Origin of the sequence: Streptomyces sp. NPDC015346 (assembly GCF_043078785.1) — a bacterium.
GTDB lineage: Bacteria > Actinomycetota > Actinomycetes > Streptomycetales > Streptomycetaceae > Streptomyces.
Genome location: NZ_JBIBTW010000014.1, coordinates 72534 through 96937, shown reverse-complemented (window position 1 = coordinate 96937; position 24404 = coordinate 72534). Strand labels below are relative to the sequence as shown.

The 24404-nt window shown below is 69.5% G+C and carries 40 protein-coding genes and 1 pseudogene; 25 read left to right on the top strand and 16 right to left on the bottom strand.

The features are described from left to right. From ACF06X_RS33845 to ACF06X_RS33835, 3 genes and pseudogenes are all read left to right on the top strand, one after another. Nucleotides 1–530, top strand: a pseudogene (locus tag ACF06X_RS33845) (hypothetical protein); the annotation flags it as partial. Nucleotides 531–622: 92 nt separating this feature from the next. Beyond that, nucleotides 623–1207, top strand: coding sequence for a GIY-YIG nuclease family protein (locus ACF06X_RS33840; RefSeq protein WP_392291163.1), 585 nt, complete (start codon nucleotides 623–625; stop codon nucleotides 1205–1207). Nucleotides 1208–1370: 163 nt separating this feature from the next. Then, complete coding sequence (locus ACF06X_RS33835; RefSeq protein WP_392291162.1) at nucleotides 1371–2087, top strand: hypothetical protein; 717 nt, start codon at nucleotides 1371–1373, stop codon at nucleotides 2085–2087. A 146-nt stretch (nucleotides 2088–2233) separates the two neighbouring features. Here the strand turns inward: ACF06X_RS33835 and ACF06X_RS33830 are convergent, their stop codons facing one another. Both ACF06X_RS33830 and ACF06X_RS33825 read right to left on the bottom strand, forming a co-directional pair. Then, nucleotides 2234–2524, bottom strand: coding sequence for a hypothetical protein (locus ACF06X_RS33830; RefSeq protein ID WP_392291161.1), 291 nt, complete (start codon nucleotides 2522–2524; stop codon nucleotides 2234–2236). 89 nt (nucleotides 2525–2613) lie between these two features. Further along, nucleotides 2614–3129: a hypothetical protein gene (locus ACF06X_RS33825; protein ID WP_392291160.1), complete on the bottom strand. Its 516-nt coding sequence runs from the start codon at nucleotides 3127–3129 to the stop codon at nucleotides 2614–2616. A 119-nt stretch (nucleotides 3130–3248) separates the two neighbouring features. Between ACF06X_RS33825 and ACF06X_RS33820 the strand changes: the two genes are divergently transcribed. From ACF06X_RS33820 to ACF06X_RS33725, 20 genes are all read left to right on the top strand, one after another. After that, nucleotides 3249–3803 (top strand): Uma2 family endonuclease, encoded by a 555-nt coding sequence (locus ACF06X_RS33820; RefSeq protein ID WP_392291159.1) that lies wholly within the window; start codon nucleotides 3249–3251, stop codon nucleotides 3801–3803. A 63-nt stretch (nucleotides 3804–3866) separates the two neighbouring features. Further along, complete coding sequence (locus tag ACF06X_RS33815) at nucleotides 3867–4271, top strand: hypothetical protein (protein WP_392291158.1); 405 nt, start codon at nucleotides 3867–3869, stop codon at nucleotides 4269–4271. Between the two features lie 516 nt (nucleotides 4272–4787). Then, complete coding sequence (locus tag ACF06X_RS33810; RefSeq protein ID WP_392291157.1) at nucleotides 4788–5183, top strand: hypothetical protein; 396 nt, start codon at nucleotides 4788–4790, stop codon at nucleotides 5181–5183. 35 nt (nucleotides 5184–5218) lie between these two features. Next, the gene (locus ACF06X_RS33805) at nucleotides 5219–5851 is read left to right on the top strand and encodes a hypothetical protein (RefSeq protein WP_392291156.1); all 633 of its coding nucleotides are present in this window, start codon (nucleotides 5219–5221) and stop codon (nucleotides 5849–5851) included. A gap of 11 nt (nucleotides 5852–5862) precedes the next feature. Next, nucleotides 5863–6054, top strand: a complete 192-nt coding sequence (locus ACF06X_RS33800) for a hypothetical protein (RefSeq protein WP_392291155.1) — start codon at nucleotides 5863–5865, stop codon at nucleotides 6052–6054. A gap of 64 nt (nucleotides 6055–6118) precedes the next feature. Then, nucleotides 6119–6472 (top strand): hypothetical protein, encoded by a 354-nt coding sequence (locus ACF06X_RS33795; protein ID WP_392291154.1) that lies wholly within the window; start codon nucleotides 6119–6121, stop codon nucleotides 6470–6472. 291 nt (nucleotides 6473–6763) lie between these two features. Continuing rightward, entirely contained in the window at nucleotides 6764–6970 is a 207-nt protein-coding gene (locus ACF06X_RS33790; protein WP_392291153.1) for a hypothetical protein, read from the top strand. Between the two features lie 34 nt (nucleotides 6971–7004). Further along, a complete protein-coding gene (locus tag ACF06X_RS33785) occupies nucleotides 7005–7226 on the top strand; it encodes a hypothetical protein (RefSeq protein ID WP_392291152.1) in 222 nt (73 codons plus the stop codon). Nucleotides 7227–7450: 224 nt separating this feature from the next. Then, nucleotides 7451–7813, top strand: a complete 363-nt coding sequence (locus tag ACF06X_RS33780; protein ID WP_392291151.1) for a hypothetical protein — start codon at nucleotides 7451–7453, stop codon at nucleotides 7811–7813. Next, on the top strand, nucleotides 7803–8414 hold the full coding sequence (locus ACF06X_RS33775; RefSeq protein ID WP_392291150.1) for a hypothetical protein: 612 nt from the start codon (nucleotides 7803–7805) through the stop codon (nucleotides 8412–8414). Before ACF06X_RS33780 ends, ACF06X_RS33775 begins: the two co-directional genes overlap by 11 nt. Then, nucleotides 8411–8716: a hypothetical protein gene (locus tag ACF06X_RS33770; RefSeq protein WP_392291149.1), complete on the top strand. Its 306-nt coding sequence runs from the start codon at nucleotides 8411–8413 to the stop codon at nucleotides 8714–8716. The genes ACF06X_RS33775 and ACF06X_RS33770 overlap by 4 nt, the downstream gene beginning before the upstream one ends. Continuing rightward, entirely contained in the window at nucleotides 8713–9060 is a 348-nt protein-coding gene (locus ACF06X_RS33765; RefSeq protein ID WP_392291148.1) for a hypothetical protein, read from the top strand. The genes ACF06X_RS33770 and ACF06X_RS33765 overlap by 4 nt, the downstream gene beginning before the upstream one ends. Next, nucleotides 9060–9566: a hypothetical protein gene (locus ACF06X_RS33760; RefSeq protein WP_392291147.1), complete on the top strand. Its 507-nt coding sequence runs from the start codon at nucleotides 9060–9062 to the stop codon at nucleotides 9564–9566. Before ACF06X_RS33765 ends, ACF06X_RS33760 begins: the two co-directional genes overlap by 1 nt. Continuing rightward, nucleotides 9566–10462, top strand: coding sequence for a hypothetical protein (locus tag ACF06X_RS33755; protein ID WP_392291146.1), 897 nt, complete (start codon nucleotides 9566–9568; stop codon nucleotides 10460–10462). Before ACF06X_RS33760 ends, ACF06X_RS33755 begins: the two co-directional genes overlap by 1 nt. 2 nt (nucleotides 10463–10464) lie before the next feature. Then, nucleotides 10465–11250 carry a hypothetical protein gene (locus tag ACF06X_RS33750; RefSeq protein WP_392291145.1) on the top strand — a complete coding sequence of 262 codons (786 nt, stop codon included), beginning with the start codon at nucleotides 10465–10467 and terminating at the stop codon, nucleotides 11248–11250. 110 nt (nucleotides 11251–11360) lie between these two features. Further along, complete coding sequence (locus ACF06X_RS33745; RefSeq protein ID WP_392291144.1) at nucleotides 11361–11675, top strand: hypothetical protein; 315 nt, start codon at nucleotides 11361–11363, stop codon at nucleotides 11673–11675. Between the two features lie 769 nt (nucleotides 11676–12444). Further along, complete coding sequence (locus ACF06X_RS33740; RefSeq protein ID WP_392291143.1) at nucleotides 12445–13272, top strand: helix-turn-helix transcriptional regulator; 828 nt, start codon at nucleotides 12445–12447, stop codon at nucleotides 13270–13272. Nucleotides 13273–13358: 86 nt separating this feature from the next. Further along, on the top strand, nucleotides 13359–14432 hold the full coding sequence (locus ACF06X_RS33735; RefSeq protein WP_392291142.1) for a PhlD: 1074 nt from the start codon (nucleotides 13359–13361) through the stop codon (nucleotides 14430–14432). 120 nt (nucleotides 14433–14552) lie between these two features. After that, nucleotides 14553–14705 (top strand): hypothetical protein, encoded by a 153-nt coding sequence (locus ACF06X_RS33730; RefSeq protein ID WP_392291141.1) that lies wholly within the window; start codon nucleotides 14553–14555, stop codon nucleotides 14703–14705. 429 nt (nucleotides 14706–15134) lie between these two features. Next, nucleotides 15135–15287, top strand: coding sequence for a hypothetical protein (locus ACF06X_RS33725; RefSeq protein WP_392291140.1), 153 nt, complete (start codon nucleotides 15135–15137; stop codon nucleotides 15285–15287). 267 nt (nucleotides 15288–15554) lie between these two features. On the opposite strand, the gene ACF06X_RS33720 is transcribed toward ACF06X_RS33725, so the two are convergent. The 3 genes from ACF06X_RS33720 to ACF06X_RS33710 form a co-directional block, all read right to left on the bottom strand. Next, a complete protein-coding gene (locus ACF06X_RS33720) occupies nucleotides 15555–15836 on the bottom strand; it encodes a hypothetical protein (RefSeq protein WP_392291139.1) in 282 nt (93 codons plus the stop codon). Between the two features lie 166 nt (nucleotides 15837–16002). Then, a complete protein-coding gene (locus ACF06X_RS33715) occupies nucleotides 16003–16425 on the bottom strand; it encodes a helix-turn-helix domain-containing protein (RefSeq protein ID WP_392291138.1) in 423 nt (140 codons plus the stop codon). A gap of 71 nt (nucleotides 16426–16496) precedes the next feature. Beyond that, nucleotides 16497–16796: a hypothetical protein gene (locus tag ACF06X_RS33710; RefSeq protein ID WP_392291137.1), complete on the bottom strand. Its 300-nt coding sequence runs from the start codon at nucleotides 16794–16796 to the stop codon at nucleotides 16497–16499. Between the two features lie 224 nt (nucleotides 16797–17020). On the opposite strand from ACF06X_RS33710, the gene ACF06X_RS33705 reads away from it, so the two are divergent. Further along, complete coding sequence (locus tag ACF06X_RS33705; RefSeq protein ID WP_392291136.1) at nucleotides 17021–17950, top strand: Ku protein; 930 nt, start codon at nucleotides 17021–17023, stop codon at nucleotides 17948–17950. On the opposite strand, the gene ACF06X_RS33700 is transcribed toward ACF06X_RS33705, so the two are convergent. Then, nucleotides 17947–18336, bottom strand: coding sequence for a DUF6233 domain-containing protein (locus ACF06X_RS33700; protein WP_392291135.1), 390 nt, complete (start codon nucleotides 18334–18336; stop codon nucleotides 17947–17949). The two genes, ACF06X_RS33705 and ACF06X_RS33700, sit on opposite strands and share 4 nt — an antisense overlap. A gap of 10 nt (nucleotides 18337–18346) precedes the next feature. Next, nucleotides 18347–18670 carry a hypothetical protein gene (locus ACF06X_RS33695; RefSeq protein ID WP_392291134.1) on the bottom strand — a complete coding sequence of 108 codons (324 nt, stop codon included), beginning with the start codon at nucleotides 18668–18670 and terminating at the stop codon, nucleotides 18347–18349. A gap of 137 nt (nucleotides 18671–18807) precedes the next feature. On the opposite strand from ACF06X_RS33695, the gene ACF06X_RS33690 reads away from it, so the two are divergent. Next, a complete protein-coding gene (locus ACF06X_RS33690; protein ID WP_392291133.1) occupies nucleotides 18808–19452 on the top strand; it encodes a hypothetical protein in 645 nt (214 codons plus the stop codon). Nucleotides 19453–19552: 100 nt separating this feature from the next. Here the strand turns inward: ACF06X_RS33690 and ACF06X_RS33685 are convergent, their stop codons facing one another. From ACF06X_RS33685 to ACF06X_RS33645, 9 genes are all read right to left on the bottom strand, one after another. Next, the gene (locus tag ACF06X_RS33685; protein WP_392291132.1) at nucleotides 19553–20104 is read right to left on the bottom strand and encodes a nuclease-related domain-containing protein; all 552 of its coding nucleotides are present in this window, start codon (nucleotides 20102–20104) and stop codon (nucleotides 19553–19555) included. A 104-nt stretch (nucleotides 20105–20208) separates the two neighbouring features. After that, on the bottom strand, nucleotides 20209–20409 hold the full coding sequence (locus ACF06X_RS33680) for a helix-turn-helix domain-containing protein (RefSeq protein WP_392291131.1): 201 nt from the start codon (nucleotides 20407–20409) through the stop codon (nucleotides 20209–20211). Nucleotides 20410–20438: 29 nt separating this feature from the next. Beyond that, complete coding sequence (locus ACF06X_RS33675) at nucleotides 20439–20948, bottom strand: hypothetical protein (RefSeq protein ID WP_392291130.1); 510 nt, start codon at nucleotides 20946–20948, stop codon at nucleotides 20439–20441. A gap of 94 nt (nucleotides 20949–21042) precedes the next feature. Continuing rightward, complete coding sequence (locus tag ACF06X_RS33670; protein WP_392291129.1) at nucleotides 21043–21564, bottom strand: response regulator transcription factor; 522 nt, start codon at nucleotides 21562–21564, stop codon at nucleotides 21043–21045. After that, nucleotides 21561–22034 carry a hypothetical protein gene (locus ACF06X_RS33665; RefSeq protein WP_392291128.1) on the bottom strand — a complete coding sequence of 158 codons (474 nt, stop codon included), beginning with the start codon at nucleotides 22032–22034 and terminating at the stop codon, nucleotides 21561–21563. Before ACF06X_RS33665 ends, ACF06X_RS33670 begins: the two co-directional genes overlap by 4 nt. Nucleotides 22035–22143: 109 nt before the next feature. Beyond that, the gene (locus tag ACF06X_RS33660; RefSeq protein WP_392291127.1) at nucleotides 22144–22770 is read right to left on the bottom strand and encodes a hypothetical protein; all 627 of its coding nucleotides are present in this window, start codon (nucleotides 22768–22770) and stop codon (nucleotides 22144–22146) included. Continuing rightward, nucleotides 22767–22994 (bottom strand): hypothetical protein, encoded by a 228-nt coding sequence (locus ACF06X_RS33655; protein WP_392291126.1) that lies wholly within the window; start codon nucleotides 22992–22994, stop codon nucleotides 22767–22769. Before ACF06X_RS33655 ends, ACF06X_RS33660 begins: the two co-directional genes overlap by 4 nt. Nucleotides 22995–23073: 79 nt before the next feature. Further along, a complete protein-coding gene (locus ACF06X_RS33650) occupies nucleotides 23074–23799 on the bottom strand; it encodes a hypothetical protein (protein WP_392291125.1) in 726 nt (241 codons plus the stop codon). 70 nt (nucleotides 23800–23869) lie between these two features. Next, entirely contained in the window at nucleotides 23870–24400 is a 531-nt protein-coding gene (locus ACF06X_RS33645) for a hypothetical protein (protein WP_392291124.1), read from the bottom strand. Nucleotides 24401–24404 lie beyond the last annotated feature (4 nt).

Here is a 24404-nt window from a genome sequence, read left to right as displayed (position 1 = left end):
ATCCGGAAACTGGCGTTTCCGCAGGTCACGGGCGGAATGCGGAAAACCCGCGATCCGCTGTTCACCCCCCACACCCCCCGGAGGAGGTGGAAACCTCCTCCCCCTACCCCCTCACGTCAGCTGACCGTTCCAAGGAGGGGGAGGGGCAAGGCTCCGCCAGCAACGACGAAAAGACGCAAGCCGCGTACGACTTCCTGCAAGACCTCCCGAACCCGTGGCGCGCTGGCCGGGCCACGGCCCGCAAGCTCGCACCCAAGCTCGTCGAGGCGATCACCGAGCAGGGCTGGGAGCTGAACGCCGACCTGGCGAAGAAGCTGACCGAGGCACCCGAGGGCATCAAGAGCTACCCCAGCGTCCTTGCGAGGCGCATTGAAGACCTTCCTCGCCGCGGCCCTTCTCGACTGCCGGGACAGCGCAGGGAGCGCTTCAGCGATGTTCCTGAGCGTCCTGAGGAGGTCGTGCCCTCCGAGGCCGGCATGGCGGCGGTACGCGCAGCTTTCGAGGCAATCAGGAGCGGCCGCCCCACGTAGCGCGTCCTTCTGGCCGACCAACCTGGTGGCGTACGGCCTGTCAGTGCCGTACGCCACCATCCAGCTACCGCTCAACCTGATCTGGGGGAACGATGACCGCCTTCGTCTATGTGATTGGCGAACAGGGATCACGCATTGTCAAGATCGGCACCACGAAGGACCTGAGCCTCCGGCTCACCGCGCTCCAGACCGGCAACCCGAACCCCCTCGTACTCCTCTGGAGTCACCAGGGCGGCAGGGACCTCGAGGGCCACCTCCACGCCACATTCGCCCCCCACCGGGTGCGCGGCGAGTGGTTTGACCTGAATCCGCTGGGAGAACCGGTAGCAGCAGTTCAACGAGCAGTAGAGGCTGCCGGCCTCGGACTTCTTCCCCGCCCGCGCCGCGAGGCCATTCCAGTCTCAGGCCGCCCTGATGAAACCGCTGGCACGGCCTCGGACGACGGGCACTGGTGGCTCTCCCTCAAGCTGGACAACCTCTTCAGGGCGCGGGAGCACTTCACCCTTCAGGAGGCGGCCGAAGCCCTGGAGAAGCCCCTCCATTTCGTCGAGCACTACGCGGCGAAGGCGGAGGCCAAGAACCTGCTGATCCGCCGACGCGCCTTGTCCTCCCGCGGAGAGCCGCTGTTCGCCGTGCCGTGGGACAGCTACCTGCCCTGCTCAGGCGAAGACTGGTAGCGCGGGCCCTCGCTTGCCCGGCAGTACGGCACGCCCGACCAGATCGAGACGTACGCCAGCCCCGCCCCGTTCTAACCAGCCACTTCCCTGAGGCGCGCGGCAGTTGTCTGTGTCGCGCGCCATCATGGGCGTAACCGCCCTAAACCGGCTTGGAGGCCAGTTGATGGACGCCTGTCAGATCGCAGCTTTGGACGACAGCGAGTATGAGCAGCTCGTCGTCACTCACGCCCATCCGCGCCGCCGGGATGAAGAGATCTGGGCTGTGCTCATCCACCCCGACAACATCGACCGCACACGGCAAGCGGCGGTCAACGTGCACGCACGTACGGCAGCCACGATGCGTCGGAAGAAGGCGGAGCGGGAGGAGTACCAGCAGGAGTGCCACGCCCGCGGCTACGAGGGCAAGCAGGAATGGTTCGCAAGCAAGCCCGAGTACGAGCAGTGGAAGCGGCGCACCGGGAACTTCCACCAGATGATCCAGGCTGCGATTGCCGAGCTCACTCGGGCAAAGAAGAACGTCAACCGCGCTGCGGGGGACCAGAGTGTCGGTCAGCAGCGCGACACCCTCCGCAAGCTCGCCACGGCCATCAGCCGTCACCAAGCCGCTCACGCACGTGCCGGCGGTATCGCCGAGCAGGCGGACTATGAGCTGTGGCGGCTCCTGGACACCCTGACCGTCCCGGTTGGCCAGAATCAGGGTGGGGTGTCGCTGCGGACCATGTTGGACATCTACTGGGCCGATGTCACGCCGCTGACCGAAGCGGACGTGAGCGCTGAAGGGGCGGAGCGGTCGATGCGCTCAGCGCCGGCAGGGCAGTCCGGTCGATACGCCGGCATCCCCAGGGCTCGGCACGCCCACAACGACAAGCACCTCGCGTAGCCCTCCCCCTCGCCCCCGTTCCGCGCTCTGGACGGGGGCAAGCCGCTCGATCCGCGTCCGCGCCCCGCCCCGCTGGGGGCGCCTCAACCGGCCGTGGGGCAGAGGCCACAGGCGTTCTGCCGGGATTCTGCGCTGCAGCTGGCCGGTCAGGCCAGTGCGGCGCGGCCGGCCTCGGTGGCTACTACTGAGGCCTGCGGCGCGCCCTCGACCATGGTGACCAGGTCGGTCCCAATGAGCACGAGCAGCGCACTATCGAGCTTGGTCTTCCTGGCCGCCCACGCCGCCCTGCGGGGATCGTCGTCGGGTGCGTCGCTATCGAAGTCCGGCGGCCACATGTCGTAGAAGGAGTCGTCCGAGACGTTCACCGGGTTCGGTGACTGGGCGATCATGCGCAACAGCTCGCGCTCTTCAACGGTCAGCTCAGCGGTCAGTGTCATGGCGGCAGGGTAGGGGGCGCCGCAGCAAGAATGGCGGATTCCGAACTGGGGTGGCTACGCCCGCCCCGCGGTCGGCGGAGTAGGGCCGGTCATGCCTGTTCCGTCTCCGAGAGAGCGGCGCGAGCAGCGGTGAGGTACGACTGCCTCGCCTCCGCCATCCTGGGCTCATGCTCGGCAGGGGCCGATCGGTTAGTGGCAGCAGCCTGAATCAGCTGAACAAGCGCCTGAAGGTACCCAGCGGCGGCGTGATGCACCGGGTCAGGGCCCTCAAGTTCGATCAAGCCCAGCGAATCGACGACACCGTCCAAGGTCGCATTCACTGTTGCTTGAGTCAGGCGGTCACCTCCTGCTACACGGTGGCGCGCCTGGTCCAGAACACGAAGGAACTGCGAATATGCCTGCCGCCGCCGGTCGAGAAGCCGGGCGCGGCGTTGTTCGTCGAGAGTGGCCTGAACAGTCGCTATCAGTGCGTTCGCCTGCGCCTGGCCCGCGGCCTCAGCCCCCTCGGCCTGGCGGTGGCCGGCCTTCCACGCGAAGAACCCGGTCGTGATGCTGCCCAAGATGGCCGACCCTGCGGCGATCAGGGCGATCCCCCACTCACTCATGCCGGTGATCCTGCCACTCGCGCGCGGCTGCCCATCGGCTTTCCCGCCCGCCTGCGGTACCCAGGCGGTAGCGTCAGCATCAGGAGCAGGAAGGACGTGACGGGGATGCAGGGCGGACGATGAGTACAGCGGCCGACTACGACGGCGTCGACCCCGAACGGGCCCTGAAGTACGCCGTCCAGCACATCAAGGGCGACCGCGCCCAGATCGTCGAGGGGATCATCGAGCCGGTGTCTCCGACTTGGGACCACGAAGCCGCGGCCGAGACGATCCGCGACCAGATCCGGCCCCGGGCCCGCGAGCTCGGCTGTGTCACCGGTTCCGGGAACCTCGACCTGCCGGGCTCGTCGAACTGGTACGTACCCGACATCGCCGTCGTGCCGGCCGCGCAGGCTAAGGGCGCGACCGCGCTCCTGCCCGAGGACACGCTGCTGATCGTCGAGGTGACATCGGAATCCAACCGGGACACCGACCGGGTCGTGAAACGGAAGCGGTACGCCGAGTACCACGCCCCGCTCTACCTGGTCGTCGACCGGCAGGAGCAGAGCGTCACCCTGTATGCAGAGCCCGGCCAGCTGGGCTACACCCGCGTCGACGGCCCCCATCCCTTCGGCGCCCACATCCGGCTGCCCGCCCCGTTCGATCTCGATGTGGACACCAGCGGCCTGACCTGACCATTCCGCCTGTTCTCAACGTTTCGTTGGCAATGAAACGTTGAGAGCGGGAGCATGGTGAGCATGGACGCGAAAGCCGCTCGAGACCACCTCACCGCCAAGTACCCGCTGCTCCTCAACGCCGACGACGCGCAACTCGTCCACGCGATCAGCAGCAGCGACTTCCGTGTCGAATGGCGCAATGTCGCCATCCGACACGACTGGGATGGCGACCCCGACCGCGAGCTGCCCCCGGTCACGGCCGAGGACACCGAGGCTGCCCTCGTCATCCTGGCCGATCTCCGTAAGCGTCTCGACGCCCAAGAGAAGATCCTGATCGACACCGCCCGGGACCGGAAGGTCAGCTGGCCCCGTATCGCCCAGGCCCTCGGACTGAGCTCCCCGCAGGGCGCCCAGCAGCGCCGAAAGCGCCTGGACGCCAAGACCTGGCTGGACTCCCTGCTTGACCCATCGAGGCGGAACCCGTGACCAGCGTGTCAGGCCTGGAGGCGTTAACGCCCCGGACCCTCTGGTGCACGCACTGCAGGGCAGGCCCAGGCGATGGCCAGGCCCGCACCCTCACCGTCACCGCAGGGCGTCTCACCGTGACGTGGCACCACCTGTCCTGCCCGCACTATGCGGCAGACCGAGTCCTGGCCGGCGAAGCGGACTGACCCCCTGGCGGTGGCGCGCAAGGCCCCGGCAGGCGTAGACAAGAAGGTCACGACAGCGGCGCCATCCGTCCACCTACCTCGGGCGCTCGGCGCTCGGCCCCGGGCTCGACGTCCGAGCCCCGGCCGCCGGAGCGGCGGCTACCTCGTAGAGCCCGGCTCGGTCGTGGGCGGCCTGCCCTACGCCATCGTTCGCGACGTTCCGGTGGCTCCCCTTCCCGACTGGATCGCCGCCAGGCTCCGTCAACTTGAAGGACGCTGATCCGGCGCCATTCTTCCCCGCAGTGTCAGGGGGCTCTGGGAGACTCCGAGCCTGCCGACAACAGGAGACCCCATGGACTTGAACCGATCCCCCGAAACCATCGCCTACGCCGCCGACGCAGAGGTCCGCGCCCTCAACCACCGCACCAACGACAGCGGAGCCTTCACCTATCCCGGAGAAGTCCAGGCGACCGCGTGCGGCCTGAACGCCCTCCTGCTCAAACTGCCCCAGGCGCTCAACCAGCTCGCCAGCGGCCTCGTTTCCGTCCAGGACAGGCAAGACCTGCACACCTACGACAACTCCGACGCCGACGAGATCGTAGACATGTCGAATGAAGACTTTCTCAGCGCTGCCGCGCACGTCCGGAAGGCACAGGCGGTGCTGCAGCTGGCGGTGAACCGGCTTGCTTACCTTGGCGCCCAGGTTCCAGAGGACGAAGCCGACGACGAGGCCACCGTGGCAGGCTGACCCAGGCCACAGCACGTACGAACCGAGGGAGCACCATGCGCTGGGAACGTCGGAAGGTCCTCTTCCACGACCCCGTCAACCTGACCGGCGACTCTGAACGCGACGCTCTCGCCTGCGCGTTGCAGGCCATCGAGGCTCGCGAAGGTGAACGCCGCGGCTGGGACCAGCCTCCGCGCCTGTGGACCTTGCACCTGGCCGACATCGACACCGGCGCCGTCGAACTGCGTGTAGTGCCGCCCCGCGAATGGGCTGGCACGGCAAGGAACCCGGCTGACAGTCTCAGCTCGTGGGCCCTGTCCTTCCCTGAACCGGGACCCGTCGCCCCCTTGAGGTTCGCTGATTCGGGTGACGGGTTTGCCGGCGTCGCGTTCATGACCGAGGGCTACACGGCTCCGGATGACGCGCCCGAAGACCCGGAGGAGATGGCACGCCGCGCGGCTGGAGAGCGCACCTTCCTGACCCGGCCTGACCGGGTCGAGGTCCGGATGATTACCGCCGTGGACATCAACGGCCACTCCTACATGCTGCGCCGCCTCCGCGGCCGCCAGCCCGAGATCGTCGCGACCGGCGACCACGAGGGCGCTGCTGGCGACAGCCGGGGCCGAGTCCCACACGCGCTCAGCCGGATCGCCCACGCCGGCCGCACCGGCTTCTTCGCCAACCACTGAGAGAGGGACCGATGACCGACACCGCTGAAATCCCCGCGCAGACAGCCCTCCTCGTCAAGGAACTGGGCCAGTGCGTGCGCCTGATCGAGCTGGACACGGAGGACCTTGAGAAAGGGTCCGATGCGGCCGAGGGCCTCGCGGACGAGCTGGAGCACTACATCAGCTCGCTGGAAACCGTGATGGAACGCTTGCGAGGCGACTGACAGCCGGCTGTCGGTGGGCTCTGGGAGACTGCGAGCCTGCCGACAACACCCCGCGGAGGCCCCCGTGACCGACAAGACGCCCGCCCAGCACGCCGACACCGCCGCCGAGGCGATCCGCGCGATCAACCACCTCACGATGAGCCCGCGCGACGGCTTCCAGTACCCCGGAGACGTGTACAGCCTGGTCGCCGACCTGTCCCGGATGGCCATGATGCTGCCGCAGGCGCTCGAGCAGGCCAGCCGCCTTATCGACGACCTGAACGCGGCCGGCCACCTGCGCAGCGACAAGGACCAGCTCGAGCACGACCTTCAGAACACGTTCATGGGATTGGAGCAGGCCCGTGTGGCGGCAGAGCAGCTGTATGGCGGCCTGAACCGCGCACACAACGGCCTGGGACCGATCGGCTACAAGGACTGACCACGGCCACGGCAGACCGGATCTCCTTCGGTACTGTCCACAACCGGAGTATGGTGAAGCCCAACGGTCCGCGGAGGCCTGTACCGCTGCCAGGGTCTGCCCTGGCCGACAGAGGGTGTGGGTCACCCACTCCGCACATGAACAGCGCTCAGCTACAGCTGGGCGCTGTTTGCTGCCGCGGCGGCCTACCGGGCACACAACGGGCTGGGCCCGAGCGGCTACAAGGACTCGAGCCCGCGGGCCGGGGTCACTGCGCTAGCCTCGATCCGTACCCGACCGGTGGAGGCCCCGATGGCACACCTCATCTTCGACGAGGACGAGCAGCGCGAGCTCCGTGAATCCGCGCGTGCCGAGTTCCCCGGAAACCCGGCGCTCGCCTACGTCCTGGAGAACCTCGCCTCCGAGGGCATCGACCTTGACCGGTGCCGCGACTGGGACGACATCCGGGCTGAGAAGGGCCTGCCCGAGCGGAACGACGAGGCCCCGAACGTTGCCTAGTCCGAAGCACTCCCGCGGCCGCCGACCTCGCATCGTGTTCATCGAGCCGGCCGAGACCCAGGTCCGAGCCCTGAGCATTGCGCAGGCCGCGATGCTGGACGGGACTTTGAACGCGATCGCGGCCGACCCGGACGCGGCTAAGCCGCACGCCACCGCCTCAGCGCTGCGCGACTACGATTTCGGCGGCGTCCGCGTGATTTTCTATGCGACCGCGCTCGGGAGCATCCTCATCGTCACGTACGTCGAGGTCGACTGACCTCCGCGAGGCGCCCCTTGCTTACTCCTAGGGGAACTGTTAGCCGGCCCCGCGCCCTTCTGGGTGCGGGGCCGATCTGTGTCCGGAACACCCAGTTATTGTATTGCAAGTGCACTACAATAGCGGTACGGTGATACCACCAGCCACGCGGCACAAGAGCCGGGGGAACGAACCCGCCGAACCACGCCACGCTGGAACCCTCCCCCTTCCCCAGGAGCCACCCCATGCCCGATCAGGTCACCCGCTCCCCCTACTGCCGGAAGATCCGATACGGCGTCACCGGAGCACCATTCCTCTCCGACCCGGCCACCTTGAGCGCTCCCGACACGGGGATCGCCCCCACGCTCGTCGAACTCGTCTACTCCGCCGCCAGGGACGACCGGCCCGCCAGCATCAGCGCCACCGTCGAGGGCTGGTGGATTCGCCACGGCCAGCTCGCACATCCGAAGAAAAAGGTGATGGCGCACTACGGGCACGGCCCGGCCGGGTGGCCGCAGTGGCTCGCGGATGAGACGCGGCTGCACTTGCCGGTGCGGCACGCGTGCTCGTCTGGGCCCTCGACAACTGGAACGCCCGATGAGCACTGAGACACTCACCCGTTTCTTCTGCGATGCCCCGCGCTGCCGCGCCAACGGCATCGGCCACGACAACATCACTCCGCCCGACGGCTGGACCAAGCTCAAGTCCACCACGCACATCCCCGTCGCCGAGACCAGCCCCTACCCGGCCCGGCGCCGGCGTGGAGAGCTGTCCTACAGCGAGCGCTGCTACGGCGGCTTCACCCTCCACCTGTGCCCCGAACACCCCGACGCCTTCGCCGACCACCAGCCCATCACCAACGGCTACGGCTACAACGCCAGCGTCGAAGTCAGCTGCTCATGCGGCGCGCTGCGCGGCCGCGCCCCGGCCGCCACCATGGTGAGCCAATACCCGGCACACGCCCCCGAGAGCACCTGGTTCCACCACCTGCCGGTCGAGCTGCGCTGGTACCTGTGGCGCGGGCAGCGCCAGTGGGGCACCCGTAAGTACATCCACGGTCGCGAGCACATCCAGCAGTACGGAACCGAGGAGCAAGCCCGCAACGCAGCCACCCCAACGAGCTCGCTCTACTACACCCTCGAGGTGGTCCACCGCGACGCCGAAGGCGACCTGTGGACCGTCGCTCCTGAGCCAGCGGCCGCGCCGTGACCGCGGCCCTGATCGCTGCGGTGGCCGCGCTCGCCGTCGGGTACGTCGCCGGCCGTTACGGGCCTGGGCCACGGCTCCTGTCCTGGGCTGAGGACCACGCCCGAGGCGGATGGCGCGACCCCGCGAACTGGGCCGCGCAGGTCATCTTCGCGATCGCCCTGGCCTGGATGTGGACCGTGCACCCGCGCCGGACCCTCGCGAACGTCCGCACCTGGCGCGAAGCCGCCCGCCGCGCCGCCGAACCCGCCCCGCAACTCCGTATCCGACGCACCGACCCGAATACCGAGGAGCCCACCCAGTGACCGACGAAGCCCCCACCCACTGCTGGGCGTGCTCCCACCCCGTCGAAGATCACGAACTCCAGCCCGACGGCACCCGCCCATGCCGCACCCCAGGACACCCCAACGGCGTCCCCTGCGCCGGGTGCCGCGCCCTCCTCACCCCCGAGCACCGTGCCGCAATCCAGGAAGAACGCGAGAACGACTCCTTCGAAGCGGCGTGGGGCGCCTACAACGTCACCCTGGTGGACGCCCAGAAGGCGTTCGGTGAACACGCCCCCTTCTACTTCTCCGACATCCACCAGTCCGCGCTCGCCTCCGCCCTCATCGCCTACCGCAAGCACCTCGCCGACGAGGGAGGCATGTGATGCGCGCCCTGACCGTTCGGCAGCCGTACGCCGACGCGATCGTGTGTGGGCCGAAGCGGACCGAGAACCGTTCCCGCCCGATCCCCGCCGCTCACATCGGCACCACGATCCTCATCCACGCCGCGAAGGACCCGCACGCCTCCGGAGTCGTCGCCGCCGACTTCACCAACACACCATGGCCGGACACCCGCAGCGCCATCCTCGGCACCGCCGTCCTCGACTCCTGCCACCAGGCCGCCGACAACTGCTGCACGCCGTGGGGCGAGCCGGACGGATGGCACTGGCAGCTCCGCGACGTACGCCCCCTCCCCCGGCCCGTGCCGACCTCTGGTGCGCTCGGCCTGTGGACCCCGACCGAGGCCGTCCTGCACGACGTCCAGGTCCAGTTCTGGGAGCCCACCCCCACCGCGGCGACCAGAGCCGCCACCCCCTGGGCCGAACCGACCGCTGACATCCTCGGCGACATGCGCGCCCACATCGACCGCTGGGAAGGGAAGCAGACCTGATGGGACGAGAAGTACGCCGCGTGCCGCTCAACTTCGACTGGCCGCTGAAGAAGGTCTGGGACGGCTTCCTCATGCCCGACGGCCTTGACGAGACCCCGTGCGCACACTGCAAGGGCGGCTGGTCGTCCAGCGCGGAAGCCCTCAAGGACCTCTGGTACGGGTACATCCTGTTCGACCCCGCCAGCACCGGTTCCACCCCGCTCCGCCACGACACCCCGGCCGTACGCGCCCGGGCCGAACGCAACGTGGCCCAGGCGCCCGACTTCTACGGCACTGGCGAGCGCGCCGTCGTCCGCGAAGGACAGCGGCTCGCCGACCTGTTCAACGCCCAGTGGGCCCACCACCTCAACCAGGACGACGTCGACGCCCTCGTCGCCGAGAACAGGCTCCACGACTTCACGCACACCTGGTCCCGCGAGACGGGATGGCAGAAGCGCGAACCCGCCGTCGTCCCCACCGCAGCCCAGGTCAACGAATGGTCGCTGACCGGCTTCGGCCACGACACCATCAACCAGATGGTCTGCGTCCAAGCCCGCTGCGCCCGCGAAGGCCTGCCGGTCTACTGCGCCGAGTGCGACGGACGTGGATCCTTCGAGGCCTACCCCGGCCAGCGCGCCGAAGCCGAGGCCTGGGAGCCCACCGGGCCGCCGGAAGGCGAGGGATGGCAGCTGTGGGAGAACGTCACCGAAGGCTCCCCGATCAGCCCCGTCTTCCCGACCGCCGAGGCTCTCGCCGCCTGGATGTCCGACCCCGCCCGCGGTAAGCGCTGGGTCCCTCCGGCCACCGCAGCCGCGTTCATCGCCGACGGATGGGCCCCCAGCTTCGTCAGCATCCCGGAGACGGGCGTCGTGTCCGGCGTCGAGTGGATCGGCCACCACACCACCGAGGAGGCCTGACCGTGGGAGCAGCACTCCACCTGGCGCACGCGCACCACGAGCCGGTGAAGAAGCGCCGGCCGAAGCGCACCGGCGGCGGCGACGGGCCGAAGTTCGCTGAGATCGCGAACCAGATCTTCCGCGACAACCGCGCGGACACCGAGTCCCGGCAGCTCCTCCTCGCCGTCGCCTACGCCGTCACCATGGCCGAGCTGAACGACGACACGAGCGTGTGGGCCGCCGCTCGCGCCGCGCTGGGCACTCCCCGCAACAGGCACCGCTACCACTTCCAGGAGCTCGTACGCCGGGATCTCCCCCGCTACGAAGCACCCGGCTACCGGTGGGGCGACGACCCGATGCAGGGACTCTGCGCAGGGCCGCGTGTCCGCCCGCACCCCGACGGCGCCGAGGACTTCCGGAACCGGCTGAACGTCTGCGGAGCACCGGCGAGCGAGTACGCCGTGGAGAAGCAGCTCGACACCGGCTGGCACAAGAACCACTGGTTCTGCCCGCGCCACCGTGACCACCTCACCCGAGTTTGCACGCAGGTCGCCGCACAGAATGCCGCCGCGCCCCCGCCGATCCCGAACCGCGGCGGGCTCCTGCCCTGCTACTTCGAATCGGACTGGCTGCGCGTGTACCGGTGGGCCACCGGCCACGAGGGCTGGGAGCCGCCGGTGTACGGGCTGCGCGCAGACGACTGGCCGGTACCCGGCCAGGATCCCCTTCCCCAGCGTGCACGGCTCCGCCTCGTCCTTGGCGGTCACAGCCTTGAGTCTGGGGAAGAGGCCGGGGATGACGACGCCTGAGACCCGCGCCCGCCTCGGCGCCCTGGAGCAGCAGCTCACCGCCCCGACACCGCCGCCGCTCGACGGCCAGACCGCCATCCCGATCCGCACAGACGAGCCCGGAGCAGCCGATGAGCTCGATCACCGACTTCAATCCGACCGCGCGGCGCGACGCGAGGAAGGATCCGCGGTATCCGGCGGTGCTGGAGCAGATCGTGAAGATGGCCTGGCCGGCGGGGAACCCGATGGTGCCCGGCGGGTGGGCTGAAACGCTCGCGAAGGACGTGATGGCCGCGATCCGCCGCGAGGAAGGCCAGCACCGGCTCATCACCCACCACACCTACGAGGGCCCCGGCCCGTGCCAGGCCACGTTCTACAGCATCGACGCCTGCGGCTACCCGGAGAGCGAGCACCAGCTCGTCGAGGACCCGTCAACGGAAGCCTGACGGTCTGTGAACCTCACCAGCCCCTCACCTCTTTGGGTGACAGCACGTGCCGAAAGCACTTTCCGGGGAAGACGCACCATGCCTCCCCCCACACCGCAGGGCCACCTATGCCCGCACCGTCCCAGGAGATAGCCGCCCGTGACCGCCGCCCAGAAGGAGCCGGAGCCCAGAACCTGCAGCGCGCGGAGAAGCCGCGGCGCGCGGCGAGACGCCGTGAGCATGGGCCGGCCCGGGCAGCGAGGGTGCTGCCCGGGCCGGGTCGGCCGCAGCGGCGAGGGGGCCGCTGGTCCCATGGCCGGCGGTAAGGGAGCCGCCGAACCGTACGGGCCTGGACGGCAAGGGGGATGCCGTCCGGCCCGCAACGACCGGCGCCAAGGACGCTACGCGATGGCGATTGTCGACACCGGCCGCCGTGCAGAGGTTTTCCCGTCCGAACGGCGACGGGAAGGAGAGCGGAACGGCACCGTGCTGCGAAATCCGCAACGGGTAGAAGCGAATTACGGCACCGTCCACTTGCTTCCCGCCTTGCCTTCGACGGGGCTTAGGAGATTCCTACAAGGGCGTTTTGACGGATTCCCGCCGCCCGCCTCGCAGTTGCACCCAAGCTGTTGCAGCGTGACCACACACCCGCTGCCCAGCAGGTCAGCGGCGGCCACGTCCCCAGCATGAAGGTTCAACAGTCTGTTTTCTACGGACAGTTTTTATTACTAAACCCGGCCCGAGTATTTAGACTCCATGACGCAAGATGCGTCATACATGGGGGGATCCGATGAACAAGAAGGCGCTGCAGGCTCTGCTGAAGGAACGACGCGAACTCATCGATCCGGAAGCACACGGCCTTTCCCGCCCCACCGGCCGAGGCCGCCGTGCCCGAGGCCTCAGCCAGCAGCAAGTCGACGAACTCACCACACGCGGCGTCGACACCTACAACCGGCTCGAGACCGGCCGCTACCCCAACCCGCCCGTCGAGTACCTGCGGCAGGTCGCCCGCCTCTTCGGCCTCAACGAACAAGAATGGGTCTCCCTGTGCCGGTACGCCGGCATCGGCGACCCCCCGGGCCCCCTCAACCAGTCCAGCGGTCTCGAGGTCCCCGGCGTCTGGCAGGAAGCCCTCAACGGCATCTCCCACATGGCGTACGTCACCGACGCCTCCTGGAACCTCCTCGCCTACAACAAGCCCTGGGCCGACCTGTTCCCCGGCGGTCGGATACCCCGCAACACGATGCGGTGGATGCTCCTCGACCCCGACGCCCGCACCACCCTCCTTCAGTGGAAGGAAGTCTGGGCGCCGCTCGTCGTGCCCCAGCTCCGCGCCGCGCTGACCGTACGCACCGACGACGAAACGCTTCTGCAGATCGCGAAAGATGTCCGCGCCGACCCCGACCTCGCCCCCATCTGGGTCGCGGGCGGCGCCCACATCCACCCCGACGGCGACGAACGCCCCATCCTCCACGCCCTCCACGGCCCCGGCCACGTCACCATGTGCGCCTCGGAGCCCCTGGGATCACCCGGAGCCCGCATGATTGTCCTGCTGTTCCATCCCGGTACGAAGAAGCGCCATGCCCGTGTACCGATGCTCCGCGCACGTGGCATCTGACCTGTGATCAGGGGGATTGCCGGACACCTTACTGACGTACGGTGTCGGCACCCCCACGCCGACCACCTATGTGCCGGAGGACCCGCGTGCCGATCTACATCTCCCGACCCCACACGATCCTGCCCGACCACAAGGTCACCACCGGCGAGATCATCGACGACATCGCCACCCACCACCCCAACCACCCCAAGAGCGCTTCGATCCCACGCATCATCAGCGGGCTCAAGGTCGACACCCGGTACTTCACCCAGCCACTCGGCGCCCCCACGATCTCCGGCACCGCGTCCATCGAAGACCGCTCCGCCATCGCGTTCCGCGACGCCCTGGAGATGGCCACCCGCGCCGGCCGCACCGCCCTCGCCCAAGCCGGCCTCTCCCCCGGCCCAGACCCCGGCGCCTACGCGAACATCGACGCGATCGTCACCACCCACTCCACCGGCTGGTCCGTCCCCAACCTCGACATCCACCTCATAGACCGGCTCCGACTCGCCCCGACCGTCCGCCGCATCGCCCTGACGACCCTCGCGTGCGCCGGCGGCACCCAGGCCCTTATCCGCGCGGTCGACCTCGTCACCGCCCGCCCCGGCACCCGCGTCCTCGTGATCGCCGCCGAAGTCATCTCGAGCGTCTACAACCACGCCGACACCAGCATCGAGGCGATGATCTACAAGGCGCTGTTCGGCGACTCCGCCGCGGCCTGCATCGTCTCCGACACCCCGCTCGGCCCCAGCATCGCGATCGACGGCCCCGACGACACCTTCGAGTACGTCCTGCCCAACAGCGTCGACCGCTACAGCGGCCGCCTCGACGCGGCCGGCTTCCACTTCGACTCCACCAAGGCCGCGCTCACCGCCGCCGACGACGTACTGCCCACCCTCCTCGACTGGCTCGGCCCCGACCAGGCCGTCGACTTCGCCGCCATCCACCCCGGCAGCCCCCGCATCGTCACCGACACCGCGACCGCCCTCGGCCTCGACGACACCGCCGCACGGCACTCCTTCCACACCCTCGCCGACGAAGGCAACCTGGGCGGCGTATCGATCCTCCGAGTCCTCGAGCGCACCCACACCGACCCGCCACCGGCCGGCTCCCGCGGCGTCGTCGTCGCCTACGGCCCCGGGTTCGCCACTGCCGCCCTCCGCGGCACCTGGACCACCTGAACTATCGAGACCCCCGCCCCCTGCCGCCCGCACCGGCCAGGGGTGTCGTGCTGTCCCGGGCCGATTGTCAGACCCCTCTGTCACACTGCGCCGCAACTCAGACGGAAGGAGGTGATGTTGATGTCGAAGAACCAGAAGGCCACCGTTCTGATGCTGGCCGCCGTGGCCGCCCAGGTCTACGCGGGCCGTATCGCGAAGCAGCAGGCTGCGGTCCTGGGCCTGCCCGTGATCGTGCTGGCCCTGGCGGGGATGGCCGCCGGCGCCGTCCTGTAGGGCAACAGCACGGGCCCCTCCCCACGGCACATGGGGAGGGGCCCGTCGGTGTCCGGCGGTTGTTGGCGCCTAGCGTGCCCCGGGCCCGCGCAGGTGACGGCCCTGCTCGTCCACGACGATGACCGGCGGGTCAGCCGGGCACGACACCTACTCCCGTCCCATCCACCGCCATCCGGCCTCCCACAGCGGCGTGTGGTCGCCGTCGGCAGGCACCGGCGCCGTGGCTTTACAGCGGGTGCATTCGAGGCTGGTGCGGTCAGTCACGCCGAGTTCCTTCCAGGCTGGGGAGGCCAGGCTATCGCCGACCACCACGCACCCTGGAACCCTGCTGTCAGTGGCCCGTGCGAGCCTGTACAAGCCCGGCGGCGCCCATCACCTCGAAGCCGATGCGAACCGCCGGGCACACCCCAGGCAGAGCGGAGAACAGCGATGGTGAACTACAGACTCCACTGGACCGAGAACGGCGAGCGCCGGACGTCGGCAGTCAGCTACGGCCTGTCCAGCGCCGAGCACCGCAAGCAGCAGCTCGAGACGGCGGGCGCCACCGACGTCGAGATCGTCAAGGTGAAGCCGGGCGAGTAGAGGCAGCCCGGCAGCATGCCAGCGTCCGCCCCGGGCAGCACACGGGGCGGACGCTCTGCATATGCCTGAGGTTCTTTCTGCACGACCCTGTTGCGCCCGGCGCTCCGGTGGCAGGGTGGAGGAACGCGGTCCTCCGCAAGGCGACTCCCCCCGGAGTGGACTGCGCCCGGCCCCGCCCTGCGTCGCCCGCGTGGGCGGGGCCGCGCCGCCTCCCGGCTCCCCACGGGAGGCCAGGCGCATGCCCGGATCAGCCTCGGGTTGCGGTGCTCAAGCCCCCGTGCCGTCGGCCCTGGTGCGCTTACGGAGCGCGGACAGAACCGTTTGCACCAGGCCCACGGGCCACAGCGCAAGGAACATCAGCCAGACCAGCGAGAAGACCAGCGCCATCACGCCCGGGGCATCACCGGCCGCAGCGTCGAGTTGTCGACTCTGCTCTCGCCCATGGATCATCACGTTGCGAGGGGTGCAGTCAGTAAGCAGAAGGAACGCCACGCCAGCGAACACGTAGACGGCGACGATGAGCACCGTGACGACCTGAGACTCCGACACGTGCTGCTCCCTCGCTGGCTTGCGCTACGGAACTACAACCCGTTCGGTGCTCCTTCGGTTACCGGCGCCAGACGTTGACCCCGCCCCGCCCTGCGTCGCCCGCGTGTGGCGGGGCCGCGCCCGCCTCCCCACGGGAGGCCCGGCGCATGCCCGGAGCGCCCGCGAATCAGCCTCCGGCCGCATCTCCCTGACCGGCGTACGCAATCGCCAGGCTAGGCACCTCCTGCGCAATGCGAGCAATCACCGCGCGGTGCCATGAGGCGGGGAACGGAACGTCAGGGTGTGCGGCGTGGTAGTCCTCGTCGGTCCGGTACGTGAGCACGCCGGGTGAAGGGATGTCGAGGAGCTGAGCGACGACGCCGGCGACGAACTCGGCGGTTCGGCGCTCCAGGTCTTCCATCTCCAGCCGGACACCGTCCGGGATGGCGTACTTGCCCTGCTCCCAGTGGCGCACAGTGCGCCCGGAGACGCCGAGGTGTTCGGCGAGCCAGTCGCCGGTGAGGCCCAGGTACTCGCGGACGACCCGGAACTCCGCGTCGGTCATTCGCTCGTCCTCGGGCATGCCGGGAGGGTCGCTGTAGTCGGTCATGGCATGTCCCCTGCTGGTCTGTGGCGAAGGCCCCGGCCTAGTGCGGCCGGGGCCTGGAGGGCGAAGCTGGGTCAGACGCGTTCGACGGTCACGACGTACGCGTTGTCGACCGCGTCCCAGTCGGCGACGGTGCGCCAGCCGGCTTCGCCCATCAGCGCCTCGGCCTCACGGATCGCGTCGTCGATGTCGCCGTTCTCGGCGTCGACCTGGGTGAGGGCGTAGAAGGCAGGCTCCTTGGAGGAGTCGGTGGCCCAACCGCCGCCGGCCGAGTCATCCCCGAGCAGCTCGTCCTCAAGGATGGTGATGTCGCAGGTGGGGCCGTCGAGGCAGGAGGGGTCGTTGACGAGCCAGGCGGTGAAGTGCGTGGTCATGGCCGGGTCCTTCCGGTGGGGCCTGGGGCTGTTCCCCTGGCCTGACACCAATGTAGCTTCCTATTTTAGGAAGCGCAAGGGCCCCGCCGTGGCCCCTCGGCGTGCCGCCGCAGTGTGGGTCCGAGCCGTGCCACGGCTTCCCACCGGACCGTTGAGGTATGCGATCACGGCCGCCGTCTGCATAGTCTGTGAATCCGTCCCCGGGGGGCGCCTGGGAGGCCTGCATGCCCCGCCACATCTGGTCCGGCGCGATCTCGTTTGGCCTGGTCACGGTACCGATCAAGCTGGAGCCGGCCACCGAGTCGCACGCGATCTCGTTCAACCAGATCCACCTCGCTGACGGGGGCCGGATCCGGTACAAGAAGCACTGCGAGATTGACGGTAAAGAGCTGCGGCAGGACGAGATCGGCAAAGGGTTTGAGTACGGCGACGAGATCATTCCGATCACCGATGAGGATCTCGCGAGCATGCCGCTGCCGACCGCGAAAGCGATCGACATCGTGGCGTTCGTCCCGTGGGACTCCATCGACCGGCGGCACATTGGCGAGGCCTCCTTCTATCTGAGCGCCGACGGCCAGGTCGCGGCCAAGCCGTACACCCTCCTGCGTCAGGCGCTGGGCAGGAACGAGAAGGTGGCCGTCGCAAAGTTCGCCCTGCGCGGCCGCGAGCGCCTCGGCCTGCTCCGCCCCTACGGCGACGTACTCCTCCTCCACGCGATGCGCTGGGACGACGAGGTACGCGACCCGGCCGAGGTGACACCCCCGGAGATCGACCTCACCGAAGAGGAGATCGCCGAAGGCCTCAGCCTCATGGAGGCCCTGAGCGTCGACCGCCTGGACGACCTGGAGCTCGTCGACCACTACCGCGACGCTCTGGTCGAAGTCATCGAGGCCAAGGCCGAGCACCGCGACGTCCGGCCGGCCGAAGGCACGGAAGAGGCGCCGTCAGGCCGGGTCGTCGACCTGATGGCCGCGCTGCAGGAATCTGTGGCGAAGGCGAAGGAGTCCCGCGGCGAGACCGGCGGACCCGCCACCGTCCACGAGATGCAGAAGCCGAAGCCGAAGAAGGCCGCGGCCAAGAAGGCGCCTGCGAAGAAGACGGCCGCCAAGAAGACCACGGCGAAGAAGACCGCACGGAAGCGGGCGGCGTCCTAAGGCGTCCCGCCGCCCGGGAGCTTCCGGGGCGGTGGCTTCTCGATCCCGAACTGCCCGAGGCTGCTGATCACGTTGCAGATCTCGCACATCTCCATGGCCGGGAACTCGCGGAGTGCGGTGATGACCTCCTGGGACGACAGGAAACCGGTCTGGCGCGGGTCGATGTGGCAGTTCCCGCGGTGCAGCATCGGCTGGCCCTCAACCGCCCGGGACGGCATGACCTTCCACGACATCTCTGCGCGCGCGACGGCCCGTCGGCGCTCCTGCTCCTTCTCCTCGGCCTTGAGCGCGCGGATCGTCTTACGGGTCTGCGCGACCTGGTACTCCAGCCACGCCAGGACGGCCCTCTGCTTCTCGATGCGCTCGGATATCGGCATCCCCGTCATGGCGGCGCTCCTACGTGGCCGCGACGACGGCCGGGACGGCCCCCGGGTGGTGCTTCAACTTCATCCGCGCCTCGATCAGAGCCGGGCCCCGCTCGATGGTCTCCCAGTGTGGGTGACGCGTCACCGTGTCGGTCAGCTCGCCCAGGAGCGCCTGGAGGCGTGCCACCTCGGTCTTCTGCTTGTCGGTGTAGCCGGGGCTCGGCTCGCGGCCGGCCCAGCCGGGGTCGGGCTCTACGGACCACGGCAGGGTCTGGCAGTACGCCTCGTATTCGGCCCGCACCTGGTGGAGGCGGAGCTGGGCATCGATCAGGTCTTGGGGGAAAGTATCGGCCACGGCTAGAATGATACGCCTGTTCGAATACCGGAGCGTGTGAGCCTCACCGCGGGACCGCTTGTCGGAGACTGCGGATAGCGTGACCAATAGGGCTGCGCCCTTGGCGCGGCCGTCTCGGGGTGGAGAGGATCGCGAGCATGGCGAGTACGAGCAGCATCCTGCGGGCAGCGTGGGTTCCCGATGATGACCCCGAACGGGGTTGGGAGATCGCAGCCGATCTGGCCGTGGCCTGGGTACGGCGAGAATGCGCTGAGCAGGGGGCCGTCGGCGCGCTCGTGCTCAATGCTTTCGGCGTGGAACAGCAGTACCCTTCCCTGCGGCGTTTCGCGGCGGAGCATGCTGTCACCACACCGCGTGCCTCACGCGATCGTGTCGGTCGCGGCACAGGGCCGGTTCTGGCATACGTACCGGACGAGAAGACCCTCGACTTCGCCGCGAGCCTGGCTCGCGGGTCCTCGCTTGCCGTCGTGGAGAGTGTCCACGCCTTTCCGCTCAGAGGCTGGGCGCGCCAGCTCGGGGCCATCGACCTGACCCGGCCCGACGAACAACCCGAGCCGATCAATCCTGAGATGGCAGCAGCGATCGACCGGCTGGACTTCTACAAGAACAACGGCTTCGGCGATCAGTTCGGCAAGCAGCAAGCCCAGCGCATTCTGCAGGACCTGCGCGGCGCAGGGCTGCTGGAGCGGGACGTCATCCTGGGAGCTCTTGCAGCCAAAGGCGCCTCCGATCATGCGGTGCGGAACCTCGCCAAGTTGATCGACGCGCTGAACCGCCGCTGAGTCCCGCACCGGCCCGACCTGTCCACCTAAGGCTGTGGCGGGTCCGGTGACAGCAAGCAAGCGACTTTGGCCGCGCCTCGACAAACTTCTCGCGAGTCGGTTAGCCGCCGCTCCCGCCGTACGCGCGCAGCACCTGGTCCACGCGCGCGGCCAGGACGCTTCCCCTCTCCGGGTCCCACTGTCGGGGCGCGGCCGCCAGCGTCGGCACCAGCCGGTCCGGCCCCAGAACGTGCACCACCCCGTCCCAACCCGGCGCCCGGGCCTCCAGCCGCCCGCCCAGGATCGGGGAGCCGTGGACGACGAGCAGCGGCCACACCGATCCCGTCGGCATTCCCAGCGCGGCCGCCGTGCGGCGGGCGTACGAAGCGACCGCCTCGACCTGCCGGTGCCGGTCCTCCTGACCGCAGTGCACCCGGCCCCGCACCAGCGCCGTCGTACGGCCGCGGTGCCACCGCTTCGTGTCCAGCACCACCACCGCGCTCCCGCACGGCGACACCAGCACGTGGTCCAGGTTCGCCCGCGAGCCCGGCAGGGCCAGGTCGTGCCGTATGTGCCAGCCGGCCGCCTCGAGCGGGCCGAGTAACCCAGCCGTCATCCGCTCCCCCGCCGCGCCGTGCTCCGCCCGTGCTGCGTGAGCGTCCGCCCGGCGCACCTCACCGCCCCGTAATCCGAGCCAGGCCAGCACACGACGCCACAGGCCCCTTCGGGCGCCGGCACGCAGCTCCCGGGCCCACGCGTCCGCCGACCGTCCCGCGCTCACTGAGCACGCCCCTGCACTGGCTGGACACTGATCACCAGGGCCATCCCGCACAGCCCCAAAATCTCTTCCGCTCTCTCCAGGGACAGGCCCGCCCTACCCGTCAGCATCTGCGACATGTGCTTCGTGCTCAGACCGAGTTGACGAGCGGCTTGAGCCTGGCTGACCCCGGACGTCTCGAGCAGCGTCCGCACCTGCATCCGGAGCTGTTCCTGAGCGTGGCCCGCCCTCATCGGCCAGCCTCCCGCCACCAGCGCAGGCCATCCGGCTCCTCGCGCTCCAGGTCCCCGTCCACCGCCGCGAGGTAGGCGCTGTAGGCGGCGACCCGGTCCGCGGCGTACTCCCGCTGCTCCGTCGTCATCTTCTTCGTGACCCACGACCAGTTCCCCTCGAGCCACACGGTGTGCCAGGCGCCGTTCTCCACCGTGTCCCCGGCGTGAGCCCGCGCCGCACGGGCCCGGTCCCGCCCGGCGACGGCCGCTGCCTCCCGCTCCAGGACCGTCACATACGTCGGCCGGTACGCCTCACAGCCCGAGCACGTCACCACAGTCTCGTTCGGCAGCGCATCGCCTTCCACGGAGCTGCCGCACAGCGCCAAGCCCGTCATCCAGCCGTCCCACCGGTCATTCCACGCGTACAGCGACAGGTGGACCAGGTCCGGCTCGTCGGGGAGCAGTAGTCGGCCGACAGGCACCAGGTAGCGGCGTGCGCGGTCCAGTTCGGTCGTGTGAACGGTCATGGAGGTCCTCTCAGGGCGATGTGACGGTGGGTTACAGCACCCGGGCCAACCCGTGTGGCGACCCGGCGATCCGGATACTTTGATCAAGGAACGGTCACACTGCGTCGACCTTGCTGGCCTGCGGGGCGCGGATCAACCGCCCTCCGATCGCCAGCGCAACCGCGTGCGCACGGTCCCGGGCACCAAGCCGTCGGCGGGCTTCCTTCACCTGGTCCACGACGGTGTGCTCCGACCGGCCCAGGATGCGGGCGATGTCAGCGTTCGTGCGGCCGTCGGCAACCAGCTCGAGGACCTGGAGCAGCGGCCACGGCCATCCGTCCCGGGCGGCGCTGTCCAGCTCAAGGCGCAACACGCCAAGCCGGTACGCCGCGTCCACGGCCTGTGGTGCCGTCTCGACCCCGCCCAGCTTGCGGAAGATCTCCTGGAAGGTGCCCCCGACGGTCTTCAGGTCGATGCCCAGTTCGCGGGCGATCTGCTTGTGTGTCTCGCCGCTGGCCGTACGGCGCAGAACGTCCAGCTGCTTGTCGGTCAGGGGGCGGTTGCTGAGTCCGCGCCGGGAGGATGCGGCGGGCCCGCCACCTACCGATGACGGGCCCGCGTCGGTCGTCCGGGTCATCCCTTCTCCTTCGTGGAGGCAGAGGCGCGGGAACGCCAGCCGAACGGAAGACGCGCGGACGGGCGGGACGCGAGGCGCCGGACCGCGCCTTGCCGACCAGTCGGGCGCGGCAGGTCGGCGAGCAGCGCCGGCGACGGGGACAGCGGGGCGGCGGCTTCCGGATGCCACATCTCCACCCACACCCCGCCGGTACGCCACAGGCACACCACGCGGCCCTCGACGCTGAAGTCGACCGCCGGCCACTGGTGTGGTGTACGGGTGTCGAGGACGACCGAGGTCCCGTTGGTGAAGGCCAGCAGCGCCTTCTCCTGGTCCGGCCCGGAGATCCGTACGGTGAGCAGCGGGCTGCCGTCGGCGGCGGTCGACTGCTCCCAGCCTGTCAGCTCGGCGTCGAGCTTGGTGTACTGCCGGTTGAGCTTCCAGGACCGCTCAGCGTACGCCCTGGCTTCATGCGCTGCAGCATTACTCATGGTCATCTCCTGACGGTGTGGGATGTGCTGGTGGGGCGGACGGTGGTGGCCCCGTGAGGGGCGTGCTGGCCTGGGGAGGCCTTGGGCACGCCCCATCGCTGTCTGCGGGTCAGTCGGCGGCAACGAAGGTGTGCGGGGCGAGGATCCGACCGTCGTGGGTACAGCCAGCGCAGTCGGTGTCGTTGTGGAGGTCGCGGGCGTGTCCGCATCGGCAGCGGGCCCGTGCGGTCGGCTTGGGCTGCTGCTCCTGCTGCTCGTCGAAGGCGGCGCGGATGCGGTCGGCGATCAGCGGCTCGTTGCCGGTCTTTGGGTTGCCGCGAGCCAGCTCGTCGGCGAAAGCGCGGACGCGTTCGAGCTTGGCCTCGGCCCGCTCTGCGCGGGTGCACTGGGCCATCAGCTTCATGTGACAGCCACGGTGCTTGAGCGCGTCCGCTGCGGTGGACTGCATGGCGGCCGTCATCGCGGCGGCCTTCGCCTCGGCCTGCTCGGCACGTTCTCGCTGTTCGGCGGCGTAGGTCTCCAGGGTGGCGGCGTACCCGGTGAGGTAGTCGACGTGCTCGTACAGCTTCGTCAGCTTCGGGTTGGTCAGGGTGTCGACGGTGTGCCGCCGGGCGGGCTCGGCGGGTGTGGTGCCGCGAAGCGAAGTCCAGGCGCGGTTGATGGCCTCGCGGCATTCGGTGGTGCAGCCCTGGGTGCAGGCGTCGAGGAGGCACTCGGCGGGCGTGGGGTCGGTCATCGGGCGTCTCCGGTCTCCAGGACGTAGCCGCTGCGGCGGCGCTGGCCGGTCTTCGTGGTCGGGGTGGCGTGGAGGTTGCGGACGACAATCCGGCGAGGGCGCTTGCCAGTGGCGGCGTCGACCACGTCGGCGCGATTCCAGCCGGGCTCGTAGCTGACGATGCGGATGCGGATGGTTTCGCGGGGGTCGGCGGACCGGTAGGTCTGTCCGGGCGCGATGGTCATCGGGTGCTCCGGTGTTTCTCGTGGGTGCGGTGGAGGGACCAGGCGGCGGCGAGGAGGGGTTGGGTGGCGAGCCACCAGCTCACGGGGTGCTCGCCTCGTCGGCGAGGAGCTCCCGCAGCACCTCGGCGACCAGGTCCGCACCAACGGGCTTGGTCGCGGGCCAGCCGTCGGGGCCCTGGTAGTTGATGACCATGCGGGAGAACGGGTTGCCGGTGTCGGCGTACCGCTCGGTGAGCACGGCCCGCAGCCGCTCGGGCAGGTCGGCGGGCGCTGTGGCTTCGGCCGGCTGTCCGGCGTCCTGCCCCCCGACGGCGGGGGTGTCGTCGTCGCCGTCCTCGATGCGCTGGATGACGGCGCGCATGTCGTCGGCCCATTCGGCGGGGACGTGGATGGGCACGTTGTCGCTGCGGCATGCCTGGGCGGCGAGGTGCCCTGGGGGGTTGCCGCGCCAGCACCACCAGCCGACGTGGACGAGCTGCTCGGCGGCCATCTCCTCGGGGGCGGCGTCCCGAACCGCGGCAGCGGCGCGGCGGGGGCCTGCCTGCGTGAACTTGATGCAGAAGCATTCGGTGCAGCAGGTGATATGCCTGTCTCGGGGGTGTCCGCAGGTGCAGGCGTCTGGCTGTACGGCCCGGACCCCGGCGGCGGTCAGCGCCTTCAGGACGGCGTCGGCGCGGCCGTAGGCGTTCTGGCGGACGGTCTCAGGGCGGCGCAGGGAGGCGTACTGCGGGTTGCCATTGTGCTCGGCCCAGGACATGAGGGCTTCGGCGATCTGGTCGCGGAGGTTGGTGGTCTGGTCGGTCATGTGCTGCTCCTGGTGGTGGGTAGGGTCTGGGCCAGGCCCGCCCGGATACGCCCCGGGCGGGCCGTCCTGCTCATGGGGCGGGGCACTCGCCAGTGACTGTCAGCGCGTCGGATGCGGCGCGGCACTCGGGCCGGTCGATGTGGAACCGCGGCGTCGCACACTCAGGAACGCCCGGTCGGCGGATCGGTCCGGTCCACGTCCAGCTGATGTCGCTGCCCTCGATCGGCTCGCCGCAGTGCGCACACACCATCGAGTGCGGCCGGGTGTCGATGTCGTAGACCCAGGCGGCACAGACGGCAGCAACCTGAAGCAGCTCGGCGCGCAGCTTGGCAGGGGCGGACTCGGCAAACGCCTCGGCGACCTCCTCGTTGAGCACGTGCCGCCACGTCAGGTCACCCCGCTCAGCGGCACGCTGGCACCGGTTCCTGGCCTCACTGGCGGCCTCATCGGCGTGCACAAGCGCGCCCCAGCTCGCAGTACGGGGGCCGGTGCCGTCGGGGTGCTTCTGGTCGCCGAACTTGGCGATCTGGCGGGCGCGCTCGGCGTCGATGGCCTCGGCGAAGTCCTTGACGCCGGGGGTGCTGAAGAGGGTCGGGTACATGTGG

Bases quoted from the DNA above. Each gene is read 5' to 3' on its own strand.
- ACF06X_RS33840 (WP_392291163.1), top strand. From the start codon at position 623: ATGACCGCCTTCGTCTATGTGATTGGCGAACAGGGATCACGCATTGTC.
- ACF06X_RS33835 (WP_392291162.1), top strand. From the start codon at position 1,371: ATGGACGCCTGTCAGATCGCAGCTTTGGACGACAGCGAGTATGAGCAG.
- ACF06X_RS33830 (WP_392291161.1), bottom strand. From the start codon at position 2,524: ATGACACTGACCGCTGAGCTGACCGTTGAAGAGCGCGAGCTGTTGCGC.
- ACF06X_RS33825 (WP_392291160.1), bottom strand. From the start codon at position 3,129: ATGAGTGAGTGGGGGATCGCCCTGATCGCCGCAGGGTCGGCCATCTTG.
- ACF06X_RS33820 (WP_392291159.1), top strand. From the start codon at position 3,249: ATGAGTACAGCGGCCGACTACGACGGCGTCGACCCCGAACGGGCCCTG.
- ACF06X_RS33815 (WP_392291158.1), top strand. From the start codon at position 3,867: ATGGACGCGAAAGCCGCTCGAGACCACCTCACCGCCAAGTACCCGCTG.
- ACF06X_RS33810 (WP_392291157.1), top strand. From the start codon at position 4,788: ATGGACTTGAACCGATCCCCCGAAACCATCGCCTACGCCGCCGACGCA.
- ACF06X_RS33805 (WP_392291156.1), top strand. From the start codon at position 5,219: ATGCGCTGGGAACGTCGGAAGGTCCTCTTCCACGACCCCGTCAACCTG.
- ACF06X_RS33800 (WP_392291155.1), top strand. From the start codon at position 5,863: ATGACCGACACCGCTGAAATCCCCGCGCAGACAGCCCTCCTCGTCAAG.
- ACF06X_RS33790 (WP_392291153.1), top strand. From the start codon at position 6,764: ATGGCACACCTCATCTTCGACGAGGACGAGCAGCGCGAGCTCCGTGAA.
- ACF06X_RS33780 (WP_392291151.1), top strand. From the start codon at position 7,451: ATGCCCGATCAGGTCACCCGCTCCCCCTACTGCCGGAAGATCCGATAC.
- ACF06X_RS33775 (WP_392291150.1), top strand. From the start codon at position 7,803: ATGAGCACTGAGACACTCACCCGTTTCTTCTGCGATGCCCCGCGCTGC.
- ACF06X_RS33760 (WP_392291147.1), top strand. From the start codon at position 9,060: ATGCGCGCCCTGACCGTTCGGCAGCCGTACGCCGACGCGATCGTGTGT.
- ACF06X_RS33755 (WP_392291146.1), top strand. From the start codon at position 9,566: ATGGGACGAGAAGTACGCCGCGTGCCGCTCAACTTCGACTGGCCGCTG.
- ACF06X_RS33745 (WP_392291144.1), top strand. From the start codon at position 11,361: ATGAGCTCGATCACCGACTTCAATCCGACCGCGCGGCGCGACGCGAGG.
- ACF06X_RS33740 (WP_392291143.1), top strand. From the start codon at position 12,445: ATGAACAAGAAGGCGCTGCAGGCTCTGCTGAAGGAACGACGCGAACTC.
- ACF06X_RS33730 (WP_392291141.1), top strand. From the start codon at position 14,553: ATGTCGAAGAACCAGAAGGCCACCGTTCTGATGCTGGCCGCCGTGGCC.
- ACF06X_RS33725 (WP_392291140.1), top strand. From the start codon at position 15,135: ATGGTGAACTACAGACTCCACTGGACCGAGAACGGCGAGCGCCGGACG.
- ACF06X_RS33715 (WP_392291138.1), bottom strand. From the start codon at position 16,425: ATGACCGACTACAGCGACCCTCCCGGCATGCCCGAGGACGAGCGAATG.
- ACF06X_RS33710 (WP_392291137.1), bottom strand. From the start codon at position 16,796: ATGACCACGCACTTCACCGCCTGGCTCGTCAACGACCCCTCCTGCCTC.
- ACF06X_RS33705 (WP_392291136.1), top strand. From the start codon at position 17,021: ATGCCCCGCCACATCTGGTCCGGCGCGATCTCGTTTGGCCTGGTCACG.
- ACF06X_RS33700 (WP_392291135.1), bottom strand. From the start codon at position 18,336: ATGACGGGGATGCCGATATCCGAGCGCATCGAGAAGCAGAGGGCCGTC.
- ACF06X_RS33690 (WP_392291133.1), top strand. From the start codon at position 18,808: ATGGCGAGTACGAGCAGCATCCTGCGGGCAGCGTGGGTTCCCGATGAT.
- ACF06X_RS33680 (WP_392291131.1), bottom strand. From the start codon at position 20,409: ATGCAGGTGCGGACGCTGCTCGAGACGTCCGGGGTCAGCCAGGCTCAA.
- ACF06X_RS33675 (WP_392291130.1), bottom strand. From the start codon at position 20,948: ATGACCGTTCACACGACCGAACTGGACCGCGCACGCCGCTACCTGGTG.
- ACF06X_RS33670 (WP_392291129.1), bottom strand. From the start codon at position 21,564: ATGACCCGGACGACCGACGCGGGCCCGTCATCGGTAGGTGGCGGGCCC.
- ACF06X_RS33665 (WP_392291128.1), bottom strand. From the start codon at position 22,034: ATGAGTAATGCTGCAGCGCATGAAGCCAGGGCGTACGCTGAGCGGTCC.
- ACF06X_RS33660 (WP_392291127.1), bottom strand. From the start codon at position 22,770: ATGACCGACCCCACGCCCGCCGAGTGCCTCCTCGACGCCTGCACCCAG.
- ACF06X_RS33655 (WP_392291126.1), bottom strand. From the start codon at position 22,994: ATGACCATCGCGCCCGGACAGACCTACCGGTCCGCCGACCCCCGCGAA.
- ACF06X_RS33650 (WP_392291125.1), bottom strand. From the start codon at position 23,799: ATGACCGACCAGACCACCAACCTCCGCGACCAGATCGCCGAAGCCCTC.
- ACF06X_RS33645 (WP_392291124.1), bottom strand. From the start codon at position 24,400: ATGTACCCGACCCTCTTCAGCACCCCCGGCGTCAAGGACTTCGCCGAG.